Genomic DNA, 19,984 nt, shown 5'->3' on the forward strand with positions numbered 1-19,984 from the left:
TCCTGGCCGGGGCGTGGAAGGTCTGCGATCAGCCGAAGCGGCCGGTGATGTAATCCTCGGTTTCCTTGCGGTGCGGCTTGATGAAGATCTTCTCGGTCTCGCCGAACTCGATCAGCTCGCCCAGGTACATGTAGGCGGTGTAGTCCGAGCAGCGCGCGGCCTGCTGCATGTTGTGGGTAACGATGACCACCGTGTACTCGTCCTTGAGTTCGGCAATCAGTTCCTCGATGCGGCCGGTGGAGATCGGGTCCAGCGCCGAGCACGGTTCGTCGAGCAGCAGCACTTCCGGACGGATGGCGATGCCGCGCGCGATGCACAGGCGCTGCTGCTGGCCGCCCGAGAGGCCGTAGCCCGACTGGTGCAGCTTGTCCTTGGCCTCGTTCCACAGCGCAGCCTTCGAGAGCGCCCACTCCACGCGGTCGTCCATTTCGGAGCGCGAGAGCTTCTCGAACAGGCGCACCCCGAAGGCGATGTTGTCATAGATCGACATCGGGAACGGCGTGGGCTTCTGGAACACCATGCCCACCTTGGCGCGCAGCAGCGCGATGTCCTGCTTGCTGGCCAGCAGGTTCTCGCCGTCCATGTTGATCTCGCCCTCGGCCCGTTGCTCCGGGTACAGCGCGAACATCTTGTTGAAGGTGCGCAGCAGCGTGGACTTGCCGCAGCCGGACGGGCCGATGAACGCGGTCACCTTGCGGTCCGGGATGGACATGTTGATGTGCTTCAGCGCGTGGAACTGACCGTAGTAGAAGTTCAGGTTCCGCACGTCGATCTTGGCGCGCACGGTGTCGGGAATGTCGATGACGGTAGAGGTCATGCTCGTGTCTCGCTGGAATTCGATGATCGGGGCACGTGGCGCCGGCTTATTTCTTGAACAGCATGCGCGCGACGATATTCAGCGCGAGCACACCGATGGTAATCAGGAACACACCGGCCCAGGCCAGTTGCTGCCATTCGGTGAACGGGCTCATCGCGAAGCGGAAGATCGTCACCGGCAGGTTGGCCATCGGCTTGTTCAGGTCGCTGGTCCAGAACTGGTTGGACAGCGCGGTGAACAGCAGCGGCGCGGTCTCGCCGGCGATACGGGCCACGGCCAGCAGCACGCCGGTGACGATGCCCGCATACGACGACTTGACCGTGATCGCCATCACCATCTTCCACTTCGGCGTGCCCAGGGCCACGGCGGCCTCGCGCAGCGCGTTCGGCACCAGGTTCAGCATGTTCTCGGTGGTGCGGACCACGATGGGAATCTGCAGCAGCGCCAGCGCACAGATGCCGGCCCAGCCCGAGAAGTGCCCCATGCGCGTCACCACCAGCGCATAGACGAACAGGCCGATCACGATGGACGGCGCCGACAGCAGGATGTCGTTGATAAAGCGGATCAGGCTGGCCAGCGGGGACTTCTGGCCATACTCGGCCAGGTAGATGCCGGCCAGGATGCCCAGCGGCGTGCCGAACAGCGTGGCCACGCCCACCATCACGAAGCTGCCGAAGATGGCGTTGGCCAGGCCGCCACCGGCGGTGTTGGGCGCCGGGGTCATCTGGGTGAACAGGTCGAGCGACAGGCCGCCCACGCCCAGCGAGATGGTGGTCCAGAGAATCCACGCGAGCCAGAACAGGCCGAAGAGCATGGCCGCGAGCGACGCGGTCAGCGCGTAGACGTTCATGCGCCGGCGCGAAGCCTGCAGCCGGGTGCGCACGGCGTCCGCATCGGGGCGAACGGCCGGGATCTGCGTGGCAGACACGGTTTGGCTGGCTTGGTTCATTTGCCCCCCTCATTCTTGGCAAGGCGCAGCAGCAGCACTTTGGACAGCGCCAGCACCACGAAGGTAATGAAGAACAGGATCAGGCCCAGTTCCATCAGCGCGGCCGTGTGCAGGCCGGCGCCGGCTTCGGCGAACTCGTTCGCCAGCGCCGAGGTGATGGAGTTGCCGGGCGAGAACAGCGAGACGTTGTCCAGCAGGTTGGTGTTGCCGATCACGAAGGTCACGGCCATGGTCTCGCCGAGCGCGCGGCCCAGGCCGAGCATCACGCCACCGATCACGCCGGCCCGGGTGTACGGCAGCACCACGCGCCACATCACCTCCCAGGTGGTGCAGCCCACGCCGTACGCCGATTCCTTCAGCAGCACCGGGGTCACTTCGAACACGTCGCGCATCACCGAGGCGATGTACGGGATGATCATGATCGCCAGGATCACGCCCGCGCACAGCAGGCCGATCCCCAGCGGCGCACCCTGGAACAGCTTGCCGATCACGGGTACCTGGCCAATCGTATTGGCCAGCGGCCGCTGGAAGTACTCGCCGAAGATGGGCGAGAACACGAGCAGGCCCCACATGCCGTAGACGATGGAGGGCACGGCGGCAAGCAGCTCGATGGCGGTGCCAAGCGGCCGGCGCAGCCAGGCGGGCGACAGCTCGGTCAGGAACAGGGCGATGCCGAAGCTGACCGGCACAGCGATGATGAGCGCGATGATCGAGGTGATCAGCGTGCCGTAAATGGGGACCAGGGCGCCGTAGACGTCGGCGGGCGGATCCCATTCGGCGTTCCACAGGAACGAGATGCCGAATTTCTGGATCGAGGGCCAGGCGCTGAACGCCAGGGAGACGATGATGCCGCCCAGCAGCAGCAGCGTCACGATGGCGGCGCCGCGCGTCAGGCCGCCGAACAGGATGTCGCCCATGCGGCTGGGGGGCCGGACGGCGGGGAGATCGGGCGTAGTGGCCATGGTGGGATATGGAGTGCGTGGATGCAAGCGGCACGGCCCGCCTCAGTTGGATTACCTGGGCGGGCCGGCCAGCCCTGCGGATGACAGGGCACGCGATCCCGTGGATCCTCGCGCCCTGCCCGTGCCGTCAGTACAGCAGCTTAGTACAGCGCCTTGCCCGACGCGTCCTTGACGCTGGTCTTCCAGGTCGTGCGGATCTGGTTCACGACCGATTCCGGCAGCGGCACGTAGTCCAGGTCAGCGGCCATGTTGGCGCCGCTCTTGTAGGCCCAGTCGAAGAACTTCAGCACTTCAGTGCCTTGCGCGGCCTTTTCCTGGTTCTTGTGCACCAGGATGAACGTGGCGCCAGCGATCGGCCAGGCGGTCTTGCCTTGCTGGTTGGTCAGGATCTGGTAGTACGTCTTGCTCCAGTCCGCACCGGCGGCGGCGGCCTTGAAGGCGTCGTCGCCCGGCTGCACCACTTCACCCGAGGCATTCTTCATGTTCAGGTGGGTCATCTTGTTCTGCTTGGCGTACGCGTACTCCACGTAGCCGATGGCACCGTTCAGGCGCTGCACGAAGGCGGCCACGCCTTCGTTACCCTTCCCGCCCGTGCCGCCGCCCGGCCAGTTGACCGTGGTGCCTTCGCCCACCGAGTTCTTCCAGTCGGGGCTGACCTTCGACAGGTAGTTCGTGAAGATGAACGTGGTGCCCGAGCCATCGGCGCGACGCACCGGCAGGATGTCCTGGCTCGGCAGCTGGACCTTCGGGTTCAGGGCCTTGATCGCGGGATCGTCCCACTTCTTGATCTTGCCCAGGTAGATGTTGGCGAGCACTTCACCGGTGATGGTGAGGTCGCCCGGCTTCACGCCTTGCAGGTTGATCACCGGCACCACGCCGCCGATCACGGTCGGGAACTGCACCAGGCCTTGCTTGGCCAGTTCCTCGTCCTTCAGCGGGGCGTCCGATGCGCCGAAATCGACCGTCTTGGCGCCAATCTGCTTGATGCCGCCCGACGAACCGATGGATTGATAGTTGACCTTGTTACCCGTAGCTTTTTGGTAGGCGTCTGCCCATTTGGAATACACGGGCGCCGGGAACGAAGCGCCTGCACCGGTAATTTCCGCCGCGAACGCAGTACCCATCACTACCATCGAAACGATGCCTGCCACGGCAGTCTTGACCAGCTTCATATGTCCTCCAGAGAACATGGTTGGGAATGACAAATTTTTGACATCCGAACTTTATGCTTTCTGTATGACAGATCCGTGACAACACGAGATGTTCTTAAATGGGCGCTTGTGACCGATGAACAACGTGCAAAAAGTGGATAAACAGGCATAAAAAATGACGCCAGCATCATGCTGGCGTCATTTTTTAGTCAGGGACGGGTCAGGTCAGGCGCGCAGCGAGTCAGCCAGCGCCTGGGCGGCGCGTTCGGAGGTTTCGACCTGCTCGGCCTCCACCATCACACGGACCACCGGCTCGGTGCCCGAGGCCCGGATCAGCACCCGGCCGCGACCTTCGAGTTCGGGCTCGACCTTGGCGCGCATCGCCTGCAGACCGGCATGGGTCTGCCAGTCGAAACCTTTCTCCACACGAACGTTGATCAGCGTCTGCGGGAACAGCTTCACGCCTTCCAGCAGCTGGGCCAATGTCTTGCCGCTGCGGCGCAGCGCGGCCAGCACCTGGAGTGCCGACACGATGCCATCGCCCGTCGTGTGACGATCCAGACACAAAAGATGGCCGGAGCCCTCGCCGCCGAGCGTCCACTTGCGCTTGTTGAGTTCTTCCAGCACGTAGCGGTCGCCCACCTTCGCGCGGACGAATTCGACGCCGAGACGCTTGAGCGCCAACTCGACGGCCATGTTGGTCATCAGCGTACCCACTGCGCCATCTACCCGCTGGCCGGCGGCCTGGCGATCACGGACGATCAGGTACAGCAATTCGTCACCGTTGTAGAGCCGGCCGTCGGCATCCACCACCTGGAGGCGGTCGGCATCGCCGTCGAAGGCCAGGCCCAGGTGCGCGCCGTGCGCCTTGACGGACTCGATCAGCTTCTCGGGCGCCGTGGCGCCGTAGCCGGCGTTGATGTTGCGGCCGTCCGGCTGGTTACCGATGGAAATCACCTCGGCACCGAGTTCATGGAACACGTGCGGGGCGATGTGGTACGCCGCGCCGTGGGCGCAGTCCACCACAAGCTTGAGCCCGTGCAGATCCTGCTCATACGGGAACGTGCTCTTGCAGAACTCGATGTAGCGGCCAGCCGCATCCTCGATGCGGCGCGCGCGGCCGAGATCGTCCGAACGCACACAGGCCATCGGCTCCTCGAGCTGGGCTTCGATCTTCTGCTCCACCTCGTCCGGCAGCTTGTCGCCCGTCGACGAGAAAAACTTGATGCCGTTGTCGTAGTACGGATTGTGGCTCGCGGAAATGACCACGCCCGCCGCCAGCCGCAGCGCGCGGGTCAGGTAGGCCACGCCCGGCGTGGGTAGCGGGCCGGTCAGCAGCACGTGCACGCCGGCAGCCGTAAAGCCGGCTTCCAGTGCAGCTTCGAGCATATAGCCCGAGATCCGCGTGTCCTTGCCGATCAGCACGGTCGGCCGGCCCTGGCTGGTCTTCTGGCCCAGCGCCAGCACCTTGCCGGCGGCATAGCCCAGTCGCATCACGAAATCCGGCGTGATCGGCGCTTCACCAACCCGACCCCGCACGCCATCTGTCCCGAAATACTTGCGCGTCATCTGTTTCATTCTCCCGATTGCCCTGTACCGGCAACTGATTCATGGCGAATCGCCCACCAGGTCTTGATGGCGTCCACCGTCTGTTCCACGTCGTGCACCCGCACGATAAATGCGCCCCGCTCCGCCGCGCACACGGCCGCCGCCAGGCTGGCGGCCACGCGCTGCTGCGGCGGCCTGCCACCGAGAATGGCGCCAAGCGTCGACTTGCGCGAGAGCCCGGCCAGGATCGGCAGGCCGTCCACGGCCAGGCGCGGCATTTGGCCGAGCAGACGGAGATTATGATCCGGCGTCTTGCCAAATCCAAACCCCGGATCGAGCGAAATACGCGTGTCGTCCACGCCCGCCGCACGCAGGGTTGACACCCGTTCGCGCAGGAATTCCTCCACCTCGGCCACCACGTCCGCGTACTGCGGGTCTTCCTGCATGGTCTGCGGGTCACGCTGCATGTGCATCACGCACAGGCCCGCCTGCCCCGCCGCCGCGCCGGACACGGCTTCCACCGCGCCCGGCATGCGGAAACCCCAGATATCGTTGATCAGATCCGCTCCGCCCGCCAGTGCCGCACGCATGACTTCGGGCTTGTAGGTGTCGATCGACAACGGTTTGCCACACGCCGCCAGGGCCTCGACGATCGGCATCACGCGGGCCAGTTCCTGGTCCAGTGGCAGCGCCGCCGAACCCGGGCGGCTGGATTCCCCGCCAATATCGATGATGTCCACGCCTTCGGCGATCATCTGCTCCGCGTGGCGCAGGGCCGCGTCGCGGCCCGCATGCTGGCCACCGTCGGAGAACGAATCAGGCGTGACGTTGAGGATGCCCATCACCAGCGGGCGGCGGTTGCGGGCGAAGCGGTAGCGCCCGCACTGGAAGAACTCGGTCGACAAGATCTGGTGTCCTGGAATGGAAAAAGCCGGTGCGCAGGGCACCGGCTTCTGAACTGCCCGCCTGCGAAGGCAGGGCAATCGCGATCAGGCCGTGGCGGGCGCGTTGGTCGGCGCCACCGGCGAACCGCCCGGAGGCGTGTTGCCACCACCGTTCTGGCCCGACACGCCACGCGGCGGACGCGGCGGCTTGCCCGCCATGATGTCGTTCACCTGGTCGGCGTCGATCGTTTCCCACTCCATCAGGGCGCTGGTCATCGCCTCGACCTTGTCGCGGTGATCTTCGAGCAGGCGCTTGGCCAACGCGTACTGTTCGTCGATGATGCGACGGATCTCGCCGTCAACCTTCTGCTGGGTGGCCTCGGACACGGTCTTCGACGAGAGCTTGCCGAACATGCCGTCCTGCTCCGTATCGACATACACCATGGCGCCGAGCGAATCGCTCATGCCGAAACGGGTCACCATATCGCGGGCGATCTTGGTGGCGCGCTCGAAGTCGTTGGACGCCCCCGTGCTCATGGCGTTGAGGAAGACCTCCTCCGCCGCACGGCCGCCGAAGAGAATCGCGATCTCGTCGAGCATGTTGTCCTTGTACTTCGAATACTTGTCATGCTCCGGCAGCTGCCAGGTCACGCCCAGCGCCCAGCCGCGCGGCATGATCGTGACCTTGTGCACCGGATCGGCCTTCGGCAGCAGCTTGGCCACCACCGCGTGGCCGGACTCGTGGTAAGCCGTGGCCTTGCGCTCTTCCTCGCGCATGACCGTCGACTTGCGCTCCGGGCCCATGAAGATCTTGTCCTTGGCGTCCTCGAAGTCCTGCATGTCCACCACGCGCTTGTTGCGGCGGGCGGCGAACAGTGCGGCCTCGTTGACCAGGTTGGCCAGGTCGGCACCCGAGAAGCCCGGGGTACCGCGACCGATCACCGACGCGTCCACGTCGTTGCCGATCGGCACCTTGCGCATATGCACCTTCAGGATCTGCTCGCGGCCGCGGATGTCCGGCAGGCCCACGTAGACCTGGCGGTCGAAACGGCCCGGACGCAGCAGCGCCTTGTCCAGCACGTCGGCGCGGTTGGTCGCGGCGATCACGATGACGCCCGAGTTGGCCTCGAAGCCATCCATCTCGACCAGCATCTGGTTCAGCGTCTGCTCGCGCTCGTCGTTGCCGCCGCCCATGCCGGCGCCGCGATGGCGACCGACCGCGTCGATTTCATCGATGAACACGATGCAGGGCGCCTGCTTCTTGGCGTTCTCGAACATGTCGCGCACGCGGGCCGCGCCCACGCCGACAAACATTTCAACGAAGTCCGAACCGGAAATGCTGAAGAACGGCACCTTGGCCTCGCCGGCGATGGCACGCGCCAGCAGCGTCTTGCCGGTACCCGGAGGGCCAACCAGCAGCACGCCGCGCGGAATGCGGCCGCCCAGCTTCTGGAATTTCTGCGGATCCTTGAGGAAGTCGACCAGTTCGACCACTTCCTCCTTGGCCTCGTCGCAGCCGGCCACGTCCGAGAACGTGACGGCATTCTGGTTTTCGTCGATCAGGCGCGCACGGGACTTGCCGAAGGAGAAGGCACCGCCTTTCCCGCCGCCCTGCATCTGCCGCATCATGTAGAACCAGAAGACGATGATCAGCAAGGTCGGCCCGAGGTAGTACAGGGCCTGGACCAGCACGTTCGGCTCGTCGTCGGCCTTGCCGGTTACCTGGACGCCATACTTCATCAGGTCGCCGACCATCCAGATGTCGCCCGGCGAAATGATCGTGTACTTGGCGCCCTCTTTGGGCGAGACCACGAGATTACGGCCCTGCACGTCGACGCGGCTCACCTTGCCGTTCTTGGCGTCATCCATGAACTGCGAATAGGTGACACCGTCCTGGGCACGTGGTTTGTCGAACTGCTTGAAGACGGTGAACAATACCAGCGCGATTACGAGCCAGATTGCCGCCTTTTGAAACAGGTTGTTATTCAAGGCCGAACTCCTTTGCAATTGCCTTGCCAACGGGATAGCTGCATTGCATTGTAATGCAGCCCCCGCCCCCGCAGGGAATCTCTGAATCTATGGTCCCGATAGTGCCCGAGGCGCCCCATGCCGGCAAGCCGCCCGGGGTGTCCGGCGCACGTTTCAGTCCACCGACTTCAGGTAACGCCCAAGAATAAAGGTTTCTGAAGACTTGTCGCGCGACGCCTTGGGCTTGCGCTTGGCGACTACCTTGAATTGGCGCTTGAATTTCTCCACGATCTGGCTGTAACCGCTGCCGTGGAAGCACTTTACCAGCAACGATCCCTCGGGTTTCAGGTGCGCCTGGGCGAATTCGAGGGCCAGATCGCACAAATATTCGATCCGGGCCGAATCGGACGAAGACACACCGGACAAATTGGGGGCCATGTCCGAGATAACAAGGTCGATACGGGTGCCGCCGGAAGCGGCCAGGACCACCTCCTCGAACTCCCGGAATACCGATTCCTCGCGGAAGTCACCCTGGATAAAAGTGACGTCGGCGACAGGTTCCATCGGCAACAGGTCGATGGCGATCACCGCCCCGTCGATCTTGCCATCCTTGGCGCGCGGCGACGCTGCCAGCCGGTTACGGGCGTACTGGCTCCAGCTGCCCGGGGCGGCGCCAAGGTCGACAATGACGTGGCCCGGTTGGATCAGCTTGTCCTGCTCGTCGATCTCCTTGAGCTTGTAGGCCGCACGGGCGCGATAGCCCTCGCGCTGGGCCATTTTCACGTAGGGATCGTTGATGTGGTCATGCAACCACGCGTGATTAAACTTGTTCTTTGCCATTTTTTGCTGATATTTACCGCCTGCCGGCGCCATTTTGGCGGATAATACGCGCCATTCCGCTTTGCGCCCTGACATGCCCGCACTAGAACTGATACCTGCCCAACGCTCCTCCCTCCGCGCCCGCGCCCACGGTCTGAACCCCGTGGTCATGGTCGGCGCGGAAGGCCTGACCCGCGCGGTCCTGGCCGAGATCGACCGGAGCCTGGCGGCTCACGATCTGATCAAGATCCGTGTATTCGGCGACGAGCGCGCCACGCGCATCGCCATTTATGAAGCCATCTGCGACGAACTCGACGCTGCACCCATCCAGCATATCGGCAAGCTGCTCGTGATCTGGCGTCCGGGTCCGGCCCGCCTGGAAGAGAACCGGCCCGAGGAACTGGGTCGCATGGCCCCGCGCCGTCCGACCACTGGCGCCGCGCCGCGCACCGTGACGGTCCGCAAGCCCAGCGCTGCGCCGAACCGCCGGCCTACCCGCAAGGAAGTGACCGTACTCGGCAACGAGCGCGTGACCCAGGGCGGCAACGTCAAGCGCCTGCGCGCCCGCCCCAGCAGCCAGAAGAAGAAGGCGCTGGGCTGATCCGCCCTGCCCTGCCTGTTCTGGCCTGAAGAACGCCCGCTTGCGCGGGCGTTTTTTTATTCCCCGGCCGAACGCGGCGCCGCAGCGCGCCACACCAGCACCAGCGCCAGGATGCTCTGCACGAGGTAGATGACGCTCGACACGCCGTGCAGCATGCCGAACTGGCCCTTGAACGGCGATTCGGAGACGCCCAGGTTCAGCGCCTGCGCGCGGACCTTGAGCCCTTCCATGAACGGCTGCACGCCGAAGTAGCCAGCCAGCACGCAAACCAGCATGGCCAGCACGATCCAGCGCAGCGTGCGATAGCGCTGGGCGCCACGGCGGATCATCACATTGCACAAGACCAGTTGCAGCACGCCTACCGTGATGCCGAGGATCGCCTCGGTCCGGAACAGGTGGCCGGCAATCATGCCCGCCATCTCGCGGCTCGGCAGCACCGAAAACAGCGTCGGCGCCACCATGTAGCCTACTGTCCACAAACTGCCTGCCCAGACGACGGTCAGCAGCAGGAAAATCCGGTGTGGCAGCGGCGGCAGGTTCGAATATGAGGAGGAGAACACGTGTGGGCGCCCGTCAGACGTAGCGGACGGTGATCACTTCGTATTCGCGCTCGCCACCCGGGGCCAGCACGACGGCCACGTCGCCTTCGAACTTGCCGATCAGGGCCCGGGCGATGGGCGAGCTGACCGAAATCTTGCCGCTGTCGAGGTCGGCTTCGTCGTCGCCGACGATCTGGTAGCTCACGGCCTTGCCCGATCCCAGGTCTTCCAGGTCCACAGTGGCGCCAAAGACGATGCGGCCGTCCGTGTCGAGCTGGGTCGGATCGATAACCTGGGCAGCCGACAGCTTCGACTCCACTTCCAGGATGCGGCCTTCGATAAAGGCCTGCTTTTCCTTGGCGGCGTCGTACTCGGCGTTTTCCGACAGATCGCCCTGCGCGCGGGCTTCGGAGATCGCCGTGATCACCGCGGGACGTTCGACGGCCTTGAGGCGCTGCAGTTCTTCCTTCAGGAGTTCAGCGCCACGCTTGGTAATCGGAATGGTGCTCATATCTCGTTCAACAAAAAAATGAGCCGCAGCGGAGCTGGAGCCATGCTCCCGGCAAGGTTGCCGGAAGCACTTCCGCTCGACCGCGGCTTTCGGATAGGACCGAACGGCCCGAAGGCCGTTCAATCGACGAATTCGACGTAGTGTAGGCCAGAAAGCCCGCCGGTATCAACCCGGCGGGTCTGGCAGCGCAGCAATCAGGCCAGTTGCTTGTGCAGGCTCTGCAGGTCGTAGACCTCCAGGCTTTGCATGTGCTTCAGGCCCTCCACTGCGGCGCGGGCGCCGGCAATGGTGGTGTAGTAAGGCACCCGGCCAGCCAGCGCGGCAATGCGGATCGAACGCGAATCGGCGATAGCCGTGCGCGTCTCGTCCACCGTGGTGAACACCAGCGCCAGTTCGCCGTTCTTGATCATGTCCACGATGTGCGGACGGCCATCCTTGACCTTGTTGACCACGCGCACCGGGATGCCCGCCGCCTCGATGGCCGACGCCGTGCCGCGCGTGGCGACGATCGGGTAGCCCAGGTCGTGCAGCATGCGGGCCACGCCCACGGCGCGCGGCTTGTCGCTGTCCTTGACGGTGATCAGCACGGTGCCCTTCTCGGGCAGGCGCGAACCGGCAGCCAGCTGGCTCTTGAACAGTGCCTCGCCGAACACCTTGCCCACGCCCATCACTTCACCGGTGGAGCGCATCTCGGGTCCAAGCACCGGGTCCACGCCCGGGAACTTGTTGAACGGGAACACGGCTTCCTTGACGCTGAAGTACGGCGGCACCACCTCTTCGCCGATACCCTGCGAGTCCAGCGACTGGCCGGCCATGCAGCGCGCGGCGATCTTCGCCAGCGACAGGCCGGTAGCCTTCGACACATACGGCACGGTCCGCGAGGCGCGCGGGTTCACTTCCAGCACGTACACGGTGTCTTCGCCATTGTGCTGCTGGATGGCGAACTGCACGTTCATCAGGCCGATCACGTTCAGCGCCTTGGCCATGGCGGCAGTCTGGCGCTTCAGCTCGTCCACGGTAGCCTGCGAGAGCGAGTACGGCGGCAGCGAGCAAGCCGAGTCGCCCGAGTGCACGCCAGCCTGCTCGATGTGCTCCATCACGCCGCCGATAAACACACGCTGGCCGTCGCTCAGCGCGTCCACGTCGCATTCGATCGCGTCGTTCAGGAAGCGGTCCAGCAGCACCGGGGAGTCATGCGACACCTTCACGGCCTCGCGCATGTAGCGCTCGAGGTCACGCGGCTCGTGCACGATTTCCATCGCGCGGCCACCCAGCACGTACGACGGGCGCACCACCAGCGGGTAGCCGATTTCCTCGGCCAGGCGCAGCGCCTCGTCCTCGGCCCGCGCGGTGCGGTTCGGCGGCTGGCGCAGGCCCAGTTCCTGCAGCAGCTTCTGGAAGCGCTCGCGGTCTTCCGCGGCGTCGATCATGTCCGGGCTGGTGCCGATGATGGGCACGCCGTTGGCTTCCAGGTCCAGCGCCAGCTTCAGCGGGGTCTGGCCGCCGTACTGGACGATCACACCGACCGGCTTTTCCTTGTCGACGATTTCCAGCACGTCTTCCAGCGTCAGCGGCTCGAAGTACAGGCGGTCCGAGGTGTCATAGTCGGTCGACACGGTTTCCGGGTTGCAGTTGACCATGATGGTCTCGTACCCGTCTTCGCGCAGCGCCAGCGCGGCGTGCACGCAGCAATAGTCGAACTCGATGCCCTGGCCGATCCGGTTCGGGCCACCGCCCAGCACCATGATCTTCTTGTTGGCGGTCGGCTCGGCCTCGCACTCGCCGTGTTCGGCTTCGTACGTGCCGTACATGTAGGCGGTGTTGGTGGCGAACTCGGCCGCGCAGGTGTCCACGCGCTTGTAGACCGGACGCACGTTCTGGGCGATCCGCGCCTCGCGCACCGACTTGGCGTCGGTCTTGAGCAGCTTCGCCAGGCGGCGGTCCGAGAAACCCTTCTGCTTGAGCAGGCGCAGTTCAGGCGTCGACAGGCTGGCCAGCGTGCGGTTGCGCACGATGGACTCAGTCTTCACGATGTCCTCGATCTGGGCCAGGAACCACGGGTCGATGGCGGTCTCGGCATGCACTTCCTCGAGCGACATGCCCAGGCGGAACGCGTCGCCCACGTACCAGATGCGGTCCGGGCCGGCTTCGCCGATCTCTTCCACCACCTCGTCGCGGTCGGTCGACTTCTCGTCCAGGCCGTCCACGCCCACTTCCAGGCCGCGCAGCGCCTTCTGGAACGACTCCTGGAAGGTGCGGCCCATGGCCATCACCTCGCCCACGGACTTCATCTGCGTGGTCAGGTGGCTGTCGGCCTGCGGGAACTTCTCGAAGGCGAAACGCGGCACCTTGGTGACCACGTAGTCGATCGACGGCTCGAACGACGCCGGGGTCTGGCCGCCGGTGATCTCGTTCTTCAGCTCGTCCAGCGTGTAGCCCACGGCCAGCTTGGCCGCCACCTTGGCGATCGGGAAGCCGGTGGCCTTCGAGGCCAGTGCCGACGAACGCGACACGCGCGGGTTCATCTCGATCACGATCATGCGGCCGTCCGCCGGGTTGATCGAGAACTGCACGTTCGAGCCGCCCGTATCCACGCCAATCTCGCGCAGCACGGCCAGCGAGGCGTTACGCAGGATCTGGTATTCCTTGTCGGTCAGCGTCTGCGCCGGGGCCACGGTGATCGAGTCGCCGGTGTGGATGCCCATCGGGTCCAGGTTCTCGATCGAGCAGATGATGATGCAGTTGTCCGCCTTGTCGCGGACCACTTCCATCTCGTATTCCTTCCAGCCCAGCAGCGATTCCTCGATCAGCAGCTCGCGCGTCGGCGACAGGTCCAGGCCGCGCTTGCAGATTTCCTCGAATTCCTCGCGGTTGTAGGCAATGCCGCCGCCTGAGCCGCCCAGCGTGAACGACGGGCGGATCACGATCGGGTAGCCCGTCGTGCCGGTGTCCGCTGCAATGCGCGACTGCACGGCCACGGCCTCGTCCATCGAGTGCGCGATACCAGACTTTGCCGAACCGAGACCGATCTTGGTCATCGCGTCCTTGAACTTCTGGCGGTCCTCGGCCTTGTCGATGGCTTCCGGCGACGCGCCGATCAGCTCCACCTTGTACTTGTCCAGCACGCCATGGCGATGCAGGTCCAGCGCGCAGTTCAGCGCGGTCTGGCCGCCCATGGTCGGCAGGATCGCATCGGGACGCTCGCGCTCGATGATGCGCTCGACCACCTCCCAGGTGATGGGCTCGATGTAGGTCACGTCGGCCGTATTCGGGTCCGTCATGATGGTCGCCGGGTTCGAATTGACCAGGATGACCTTGTAGCCCTCTTCGCGCAGGGCCTTGCAGGCCTGGGCGCCGGAGTAGTCGAATTCGCACGCCTGCCCGATGATGATGGGGCCCGCGCCGATGATGAGGATGCTCTTGATGTCTGTGCGTTTTGGCATTGCACGCTCTCTTTGGTGGCCGGTGCGCGAAGGTGTCGCGCGCCGCGCCGGATATTCAGGTTATTGCGACTCGCCGGATCAGTTCAGCGTGGCCGTTGCCAGCTTCGCGCCGAAGCCGATGAACATGGCTCCCACGCCGCTCGCCATGCCTGCCGACAGCCTGCGGCGCCGGCGGAACGCTTCGGCAAGCCGCGCGCCCACAAGGATGATGGTGGTCAGGTAGGCAAAGCTGCAGATCTGGCAGACCAGCCCCAGCGCCACGAACGACAGCACCGGGCGCGCGAACTGCGGGTCCACGAACTGGATAAAGAACGAGATGAAGAACAGGATGGCCTTCGGGTTCAGCAGGCTGATGACGAGCGCCTTGCCGAACGGGTCCGTGGTGCGCTCGACCGGCACTGCCGTCGCCGGCTGCCCGGGCTCGCCCCGCTGCGACCAGCTGCGCAGCGCGCCGCGCAGCATCTGGAAGCCGATCCAGGCCAGGTAGGCCGCACCGATGGTCTTGACCACGTAGAACAGCGCCGGGCTGGCCTTGAGCAGCGACGCCACCCCCGCAGCCGACAGCACCATCAGGATCAGGTCGCCCAGGAACACGCCGCACGCCCCCCGGTAGCCGGCGCGCACGCCACGCTGGGCGGCCACCGACAGCACGTACATCGAGTTCGGCCCCGGCAGCAGCACGATGAAGATCGTGCCGAGCACAAAGGTCCAGAAATCGGTAATGCCCAGGCTGGCGTGCATGAACGCGTTCATGGTTTCTCGCTGTGTCCTTGTTCTCGTTCGCGGCGGCTTACTGCTTCGCGCCCTTCATCAGCTTGATGAAGCGGTCGAACAGGTAGGCCACGTCGTGCGGGCCGGGCGAGGCTTCCGGGTGACCCTGGAAGCAGAACGCCGGCTTGTCCGTCAGCGTGAAGCCCTGCAGCGAGCCGTCGAACAGCGACGTGTGCGTGACGCGCACGTTGGCCGGCAGCGTGGCCGCATCCACGGCGAAACCGTGATTTTGCGACGTAATCACCACACGACCATCATCCATGTCCTTGACCGGATGGTTCGCGCCATGGTGGCCGAACTTCATCTTGAGGGTCTTGGCGCCCACGGCCAGCGCCATGATCTGGTGACCCAGGCAGATGCCGAAGGTGGGGATACCGCGTGCGATGAACTCGCGCGTGGCGGCCACGGCGTAGTCGCACGGCTCGGGGTCGCCGGGGCCGTTGGACAGGAAGATGCCGTCCGGATTCAGCGCCAGGGCGTCGGCGGCGCTGGCCTGGGCCGGCAGCACCGTGACCTTGCAGCCGCGCTCGGCCAGCATGCGCAGGATGTTGAACTTGACGCCGTAGTCATAGGCCACCACGTGGAACTGCGGCTTGTCCAGCTTGCCGTAGCCCTCGCCGAGCTTCCACTCGTTCTGGGTCCATTCATACGGTTCCTTGACCGACACCACCTTGGCCAGGTCCATGCCGGCCAGGCCGGGGAACGAGCGGGCCAGGTCGATAGCCTTCTGGACGTTGTCCTCGCCAGCCAGGATGCAGCCGTTCTGGGCACCCTTCTCGCGCAGGATACGGGTCAGCTTGCGGGTATCGATGCCGGCGATGGCCACCACCTTTTCCTGCTTGAGGTAGTGGGCGAGCGTGTGTTCCTTGCGGAAGCTCGAGGCCAGAATCGGCAGATCCTTGATGATCAGGCCGGCGGCATGGACTTTCGTGGCTTCGACGTCCTCACGATTCACCCCGACATTGCCGATATGCGGATACGTCAGCGTGACGATCTGCCGGGAATAGCTCGGGTCGGTGAGGATTTCCTGGTAACCGGTGATAGCGGTGTTGAACACCACTTCGCCGATGGTATGGCCGGAAGCGCCGATGGAATAGCCACGAAAGACCGTGCCGTCTGCAAGCGCGAGAATGGCGGACGGAAAAGACGGTAACACGGGTAGGCTCCTGCTGGACTCACCCCGTGACCGACCTGCTCAACGCCTCGTGCCCCGGGGCGGCGCCTCGCGCGCATGGGCGAGGGACCGGCCGACTGCGTCTCATTCGTCACTTTGTGCAGTGCACGAACGGCGCGCGCGGATGGGGCGGCGGAAGGTGGAATACGGTAGGCGCTAGGGTGAAGGGTTCTGAAAGCGAAACTTTCGAATTATATCCCGCCGTGCCCAATTTCTCAAGTTTTCAAGGACTTGCGATGGCAAGCCCTGCCGTGATCGGTTATATATAGCGCCGCCACTAACCTGCCGACACAGCCGCCGGCACCACCGCCGTGACCTCGATCTCCACCTGGGCGCGCGGCTCCACGAGATCCGCCACCTCCACCGCCGTCATCGCCGGGAAGTGCCGGCCGATGATTTCCCGATAGTGCTGGCCGATGTCCTTGTAGGCGCCCACGTACGCGGCCTTGTCCTTCACGTACCAGGTCATGCGCGCGATGTGCTCGGGGCGCGCCCCGCCCGCCGCCAGCACCGCCACGATATTGCGCAGGGTCTGCGCCACCTGGAGCGCGAAGTCGTCGGTCTCGAACTCGCACTGGGCATTCCAGCCGATCTGGCCGCCGACGAAGATCAGGCGGCTGCCGACCGTCATCTCGGCAAGGATGCCGTTGGCGTAGCCCCGGGGCGGTGCCCAGTCGGGCGGTTGCAGCGTTTTCAACATATGACGATCCGGTTATGCGTGGGAATGAAGGTAGCGCGCCATCGCGGTGCGTACCCGGTCGGGCAGCGGCGTTGGCGTCATGGTTTGGGTATCGACGCAGACGAGCCGCTGCGCCACCGTCAGGCGGGTGCTGCCGTCCGGCCCGCCAAAGCGGGTGTCGATGGCGAAGCTGGTCCGTCCGATGTGCGTCACGCGCAACTCGCGCGTCAGCAACTCGCCCAGCCGGCTCGGCGCTGTGAAGCGGCATTGCAGTTCGGCGGTCGGCACGCCGGCGTGGCCGGCGAGATGCATGGCGTCGAACGGCCAGTCGAGCCCATCGGCGAACCAGTCCTCGATCAAGTCGTTCAGCATCTCGAAGTAGCGCGGATAGAACACGATGCCGGCCGTGTCGCAGTGCTTGAAGCGCACCCGCACCGTGTTGCGGAATACCTCGCTCATGGCTGGCCGCCCTCCGCCCCGGCGGCCAGCTGGCGCAGCCGGAACCGTTGCAGCTTGCCCGTCTCGGTACGCGGCAGCGCGGCCACGAACTCGATCCGGCGTGGGTATTTATAAGGCGCGATCTCGCGCTTCACGTAGTCCTGCAGCGCGGCGCGCGTGGCGTCGCCCGGCTCCACGCCGGGGCGCAGCACCACGTAGGCCATCACCACCTGCCCGCGCTCCGGGTCCGGCGCGCCCACCACGCCGCACTCGGCCACGGCCTCGTGGCGCATCAGCGTGCCTTCCACCTCGGGTCCGGCGATGTTGTAGCCGGCCGAGATGATCATGTCGTCCGAGCGCGCCTGATAGAAGTAGTAGCCATCGGCGTCGGCCATGAAGGTATCGCCCGGCAGGTTCCAGCCATCGCGCACGTAGTTGGCCTGGCGCGGGTCGTCCAGGTAGCGGCAGCCCGTGGGCCCGCGCACGGCCAGCTTGCCGACCGTACCCGGCGGCACCGGCTGCATGGCTTCATCGACGATGCGGGCCTCGTAGCCCGGCACCACGCGGCCCACCGCGCCGGGGCGCACGTCGGCGCCGGCGCTGGAGATGAAGATGTGCATCATTTCAGTGCCGCCCAGCCCATCGGTCATCTCGATGCCGGTGGCCGCCTTCCACGCCTGGCGCGTGGCGTCCGGCAGCGCCTCGCCGGCGGAGACGCTCTTCTTCAGGCTGGAGAGGTCGAACTGCGGCGCCAGCGTGGCCATCTGGCGATAGAAGGTCGGAGCCGTGAAGACGATGGTCGCGCGGTGATCCTGGATCAACTTCAGCAGCGTCTCGGGCGTGAGCTTCTCGGCCAGCGCCGTGCTCGCCCCGATCCGCAGCGGAAAACACAGCATCCCACCCAGCCCGAAGGTGAACGCCAGCGGCGGCGTGCCGCAGAAGATGTCGTCCGCCGTGGGCTTGAGCACGTGGCGCGGGAACAGGTCGCACATCGCCAGCACGTCGCGGTGGAAGTGCATCGTGCCCTTGGGCTGGCCGGTGGTGCCGCTGGTGAAGGCGATCAGGCAGGTGTCGTCGGCGGCGGTGTCGCAGGCGGTGAAGGTGTCGGGCTTGCCGGCCAGCGCCGTCTCCAGCGCGTCCGGGCCGGTGCCGTTGAAGTAGCGCACCGTCTTCAGGCTGGGGCAGAAGTGCTCGCCGCCGGCCAGCCGGTTGGCATCGAGTTCGGCCTGAAGCCGGGCATCGCAGAGCGCCGCGCCCACCTCGGCTTTGTCGATGACCTGCTTCAGCTCCTTCGCGCGCAGCAGCGGCATGGTCGGCACGGCGATCAGCCCGGCCTTCAGCGTGGCCAGCCAGCAGGCCGCCATCATCAGGTTGTTCGGCCCGCGCAGCAGCACGCGGTTGCCGGGCACCAGCGCCATATCCTCCACCAGCACATGGGCGATGCGGCTGACCAGCGCGGCCAGCTCGGCATAGGTCACGGTCTCGATGCGGCCGTCGCGCTCGTGCCGTATGGCCACGCGGGCGCCCTGCCCGGCTGCCACGTGGTGGTCCACCAGCGCCTCGGCGGCGTTCACCCGCGCCGGATAGGTGGTGTCGGCGTTGAAGCGGAATTCGGGCCATTGCGCCGGTGGCGGCAGGCGGTCGCGGGCGAAGGTATCGACCACGGTATCGCGCGTGGAAGTCGTGGAAGTGGAAGCGGCAGGGGCGGGGGCGGCCATGCTTGTCTCTCCTGTTTTCGTCGATTTACGACCGGCTGCGCTCGGCCGCGGCCAGCGTCTCGCGCGCGATGATCAGCTTCTGCACCTCGGTGGCGCCTTCATAGATCCGCAGCGAACGGATCTCGCGATACAGGCTTTCCACGCGCGTGCCGACCTTCACCCCGAGCCCGCCAAACATCTGCACGGCACGGTCGATGACCTGCTGGGCGTTCTCGGTGGCCACCATCTTGGCCATCGCCGCTTCCCGGGTGGTGCGCACGCCCCGCACGTCGCGCAGCCACGCGGCGCGGTAGGTGAGCAGCGCGGCGGCGTCCACTGCCGTAGCCATGTCGCCGATGGCGGCCTGGGTCAGTTGCAGGTCCGCCAGCACGCCGCCGAACATCGGGCGGCTGGTGGCGCGCGCCAGCGCATCGTCCAGCGCGGCCCGGCCGAAGCCCAGCGCGGCCGCCGCCACCGAGGCGCGGAAGATGTCGAGCGTCATCATCGCCACCTTGAAGCCCTGCCCCGGCTCGCCCAGCCGCTGGCCCACGGGCACGCGGCAGTTGTCGAATTGCAGCGTGGCCAGCGGGTGCGGGGCGATCACGTCGATCCGCTCGGCAATGCGCAGGCCCGGCGTGTCGGCATCCACCACGAAGGCGGTGATGCCGCGCGCGCCCGGTGCCTCGCCGGTGCGGGCAAACACGCAGTAGAAATCGGCGATGCCGCCGTTCGAAATCCACGTCTTGCTGCCGTTCAGCACGTAGTGGCTGCCGTCCTCGGCCAGCCGCGCGCTGCATTGCATTGCCGCCACATCGGAGCCAGCCTCGGGCTCGGACAGTGCGAACGCGGCAATGGCCTCCCCGCGCGCCACGCGCGGCAGGTAATGGGCGCGCACGGCGTCGCTGCCGGCCAGCGTGATCGCGCCCGAGCCCAGCCCCTGCATGGCGAAGGCGAAGTCGGCCAGCCCGTCGTGGCGGGCCAGCGTTTCGCGCAGCAGGCACAGCGCGCGCGAGTCCAGCGCCGGCAGCGCGCC

General features: G+C 65.6%; 18 protein-coding genes. 1 reads left to right on the top strand and 17 read right to left on the bottom strand.

What is annotated here, in order from left to right; translation table 11 throughout:
- Positions 1-28: 28 nt before the first annotated feature.
- The 8 genes from pstB to KHO18_RS19935 all read right to left on the bottom strand — a co-directional run bounded on the left by pstB (position 29) and on the right by KHO18_RS19935 (position 9,119).
- Positions 29-817, bottom strand: coding sequence for a phosphate ABC transporter ATP-binding protein PstB (gene pstB, locus KHO18_RS19900; RefSeq protein ID WP_092289789.1), 789 nt, complete (start codon positions 815-817; stop codon positions 29-31).
- Positions 818-863: 46 nt separating this feature from the next.
- Positions 864-1,766 (bottom strand): phosphate ABC transporter permease PstA, encoded by a 903-nt coding sequence (pstA, locus tag KHO18_RS19905; RefSeq protein ID WP_144201751.1) that lies wholly within the window; start codon positions 1,764-1,766, stop codon positions 864-866.
- Positions 1,763-2,728: a phosphate ABC transporter permease PstC gene (gene pstC, locus KHO18_RS19910; protein WP_092289793.1), complete on the bottom strand. Its 966-nt coding sequence runs from the start codon at positions 2,726-2,728 to the stop codon at positions 1,763-1,765. Before pstC ends, pstA begins: the two co-directional genes overlap by 4 nt.
- A 140-nt stretch (positions 2,729-2,868) precedes the next feature.
- Positions 2,869-3,900, bottom strand: a complete 1,032-nt coding sequence (gene pstS / locus KHO18_RS19915; RefSeq protein WP_144201753.1) for a phosphate ABC transporter substrate-binding protein PstS — start codon at positions 3,898-3,900, stop codon at positions 2,869-2,871.
- Positions 3,901-4,104: 204 nt separating this feature from the next.
- Complete coding sequence (gene glmM, locus KHO18_RS19920) at positions 4,105-5,448, bottom strand: phosphoglucosamine mutase (RefSeq protein ID WP_144201755.1); 1,344 nt, start codon at positions 5,446-5,448, stop codon at positions 4,105-4,107.
- A gap of 5 nt (positions 5,449-5,453) precedes the next feature.
- On the bottom strand, positions 5,454-6,332 hold the full coding sequence (folP, locus tag KHO18_RS19925) for a dihydropteroate synthase (protein ID WP_144201757.1): 879 nt from the start codon (positions 6,330-6,332) through the stop codon (positions 5,454-5,456).
- 84 nt (positions 6,333-6,416) lie between these two features.
- The gene (ftsH, locus tag KHO18_RS19930; RefSeq protein WP_144201759.1) at positions 6,417-8,300 is read right to left on the bottom strand and encodes an ATP-dependent zinc metalloprotease FtsH; all 1,884 of its coding nucleotides are present in this window, start codon (positions 8,298-8,300) and stop codon (positions 6,417-6,419) included.
- Positions 8,301-8,453: 153 nt separating this feature from the next.
- Positions 8,454-9,119, bottom strand: a complete 666-nt coding sequence (locus KHO18_RS19935; RefSeq protein ID WP_144201922.1) for an RlmE family RNA methyltransferase — start codon at positions 9,117-9,119, stop codon at positions 8,454-8,456.
- Positions 9,120-9,192: 73 nt separating this feature from the next.
- Here KHO18_RS19935 and KHO18_RS19940 point away from each other — a divergent pair, with 73 nt between their 5' ends.
- On the top strand, positions 9,193-9,699 hold the full coding sequence (locus tag KHO18_RS19940) for a YhbY family RNA-binding protein (RefSeq protein ID WP_144201761.1): 507 nt from the start codon (positions 9,193-9,195) through the stop codon (positions 9,697-9,699).
- A 56-nt stretch (positions 9,700-9,755) separates the two neighbouring features.
- Here the strand turns inward: KHO18_RS19940 and KHO18_RS19945 are convergent, their stop codons facing one another.
- The 9 genes from KHO18_RS19945 to KHO18_RS19985 all read right to left on the bottom strand — a co-directional run.
- Positions 9,756-10,259 (bottom strand): DUF4149 domain-containing protein, encoded by a 504-nt coding sequence (locus tag KHO18_RS19945; RefSeq protein WP_144201763.1) that lies wholly within the window; start codon positions 10,257-10,259, stop codon positions 9,756-9,758.
- A gap of 13 nt (positions 10,260-10,272) precedes the next feature.
- On the bottom strand, positions 10,273-10,749 hold the full coding sequence (gene greA / locus KHO18_RS19950) for a transcription elongation factor GreA (protein WP_144201765.1): 477 nt from the start codon (positions 10,747-10,749) through the stop codon (positions 10,273-10,275).
- Between the two features lie 194 nt (positions 10,750-10,943).
- Positions 10,944-14,192: a carbamoyl-phosphate synthase large subunit gene (carB, locus tag KHO18_RS19955; RefSeq protein WP_144201767.1), complete on the bottom strand. Its 3,249-nt coding sequence runs from the start codon at positions 14,190-14,192 to the stop codon at positions 10,944-10,946.
- A gap of 78 nt (positions 14,193-14,270) precedes the next feature.
- Positions 14,271-14,945: a leucine efflux protein LeuE gene (leuE, locus tag KHO18_RS19960; protein WP_144201768.1), complete on the bottom strand. Its 675-nt coding sequence runs from the start codon at positions 14,943-14,945 to the stop codon at positions 14,271-14,273.
- A 37-nt stretch (positions 14,946-14,982) separates the two neighbouring features.
- A complete protein-coding gene (carA, locus tag KHO18_RS19965) occupies positions 14,983-16,119 on the bottom strand; it encodes a glutamine-hydrolyzing carbamoyl-phosphate synthase small subunit (RefSeq protein ID WP_144201770.1) in 1,137 nt (378 codons plus the stop codon).
- A 295-nt stretch (positions 16,120-16,414) separates the two neighbouring features.
- A complete protein-coding gene (locus KHO18_RS19970; RefSeq protein WP_144201772.1) occupies positions 16,415-16,837 on the bottom strand; it encodes a RidA family protein in 423 nt (140 codons plus the stop codon).
- A 12-nt stretch (positions 16,838-16,849) separates the two neighbouring features.
- Entirely contained in the window at positions 16,850-17,275 is a 426-nt protein-coding gene (locus KHO18_RS19975; protein WP_211943749.1) for an acyl-CoA thioesterase, read from the bottom strand.
- On the bottom strand, positions 17,272-18,972 hold the full coding sequence (locus KHO18_RS19980) for an AMP-binding protein (protein ID WP_211943750.1): 1,701 nt from the start codon (positions 18,970-18,972) through the stop codon (positions 17,272-17,274). Before KHO18_RS19980 ends, KHO18_RS19975 begins: the two co-directional genes overlap by 4 nt.
- Before the next feature lie 25 nt (positions 18,973-18,997).
- Positions 18,998-19,984: acyl-CoA dehydrogenase family protein (locus KHO18_RS19985; RefSeq protein WP_211943751.1), on the bottom strand; the 987-nt coding region annotated here is incomplete at its 5' end.

The organism is Cupriavidus campinensis (assembly GCF_905397395.1).
Lineage (GTDB): Bacteria > Pseudomonadota > Gammaproteobacteria > Burkholderiales > Burkholderiaceae > Cupriavidus > Cupriavidus campinensis.